The sequence below is a fragment of the Thermodesulfobacteriota bacterium genome (assembly GCA_040756475.1).
Taxonomy (GTDB): Bacteria; Desulfobacterota; Deferrisomatia; order Deferrisomatales; family JACRMM01; genus JBFLZB01.
The window spans coordinates 1-1,773 of the sequence record JBFLZB010000357.1 but is presented as its reverse complement, the minus strand read 5'-3'; the positions used below and the strand labels follow the sequence as shown (position 1 = coordinate 1,773).

Genomic DNA, 1,773 nt, shown 5'->3' with positions numbered 1-1,773 from the left:
AGGACGTGGCGGTGGCCGCGAGCACGAAGACCCACATGGGGATCTGGCGGCCGGCGATGAAGTAGTCGGAGGCGGTCTTGGCCTTGAAGAAGCCCTTGACGCCCCAGAAGAGACAGTAGGCCCAGTACAGGGCCACGAAGACGAACAACCAGAGTACGCTCTGTTCCATGGACGGTTTCCCTCCTCAAACGACGGTTTGCCAACGGGGGACGGCGCCTCGCGTCTCGCTCCTTTCTCCCCTGCGCCGGAGGGCGTGCGTATTTCGTCCTACGAAACACCTGCTCCGTGCCGCGGACGGGACCCGCCGACTACTCCCATTTCCGTAGGCCGGAGTACGCAAATACTAGAACGGCGTCTCACCCCAGTCAAGCGACATTTTTGGGTTCTGTTTCGATCCGAGTGGATGGGCGCCGTGCCTGCCTGTCGAGCCCGGGAACACGGACGGTGCACCCGTGGGGGCGCACGCTGTGCACTCCTACGCGCCCAGACGCCCGGGTTCGCTCCAGCGGGCCTACCCACACGATCCGGAAGAGAACCAAAAAGATGCGGCGGCCCCGAGGGGCCGCCGCATTGCTGCTGGTGTGCCGCGAGAGAGGAGCGGGCTACACGCCGGGCTCCTCCACGTCGAGCCGGATGGGCGCCTTCTCGCCGTAGACCATCTGGAAGTCCTCGCGGAGCGACTCCACGTCGCCGAAGTGGGTGGAGAACTCCATCTTGTAGGCCAGGAGCCACATCATGTAGACGCCGAGCAGCCACCAGACGATCTGCCAGAGCCAGAGCGGCGCCATGCCGAAGGGCCAGTTGCTGGGATCGGCCGCGTTCCAGAAGAAGAAGTTGTTGCCCAGTACCGCGCCGGGGCCGATGGCGAAGAAGAACCACCCGATGGTGACGATCCACGCCCAGGGGCGGAGCTTTTCCTTCTCCGGCGGCAGCCGGGTAAGCGACCGCAGCCAGTTGTGGTAGCTCATGCGCCGCTCGTACTCCTTCTTGTCGGGCTGGGTGAGCGCGCTGACGATCACCGCGACCCCGATATTGAAGAAGACGCCCCAGCCGGCGCAGTGGATGGTCAGCGGGTAGTGGCCGAACCCGAAGGAGTCGCGGAAGGCCTTGAACCACGCCCACCCGAAGGGGTAGGTCATGGTCACCGCGACGAGGCCGGCCACCAGGCCCCAGGTGACCCCCTGGCGGGTGAGCCAGGGGAAGTACAGGGTGCCCGCGAGCGGGATCCACATCATGGTGCCGTAGGAGACGGCCAGCCCTCCGAGCATGACCAGCGCGTCGGTGGAGAAGGTGGCCACGAGCAGCGCCATGACCGTCACGCCGGCCACCCACAGGCGGCCCATCATCTTCTGCTGGCCGGCCGTGGCCTTGGGGTTGATGTGGCGCAGGTAGATGTCGCGGGTGATCATGCCCGCGGCGGTGGACATGTAGGCCGAGCCCGTGGACTGCATGGCCGCCAGGGCGCACACGGCGAGCACCCCCACGAGCATGGGCCAGCCCTTGGCCAGGAGGTCGATCAAGGCCGGAACGAGGTTTTCCTGGTTCGGGGGCTTCAGGAGCTCGGGGGCGAAGACGCCCTGCTTGATCAGCACCCAGCCGCCCAGGCCCTGGAGGGCCGTGAAGACGAACAGGCAAAGGCCCACGCCAAACGAGCTCGCCCACACCTGCTGGGGCGCAAACGGCCGGGGGTTGGTGTTGGAGAAGCCCCACATGCTGAACGCCGGGGAGGACTGGATGCCCATGAGCGCCCACATGTAGGTGAGGATGAAGACG

General features: G+C 66.1%; 1 protein-coding gene. It reads right to left on the bottom strand.

Annotated features, from left to right (window positions below):
• Positions 1-602: 602 nt before the first annotated feature.
• On the bottom strand, positions 603-1,773 hold a 1,171-nt coding region (locus AB1578_23690), incomplete at its 5' end, for a sodium:solute symporter family protein (GenBank protein ID MEW6490901.1).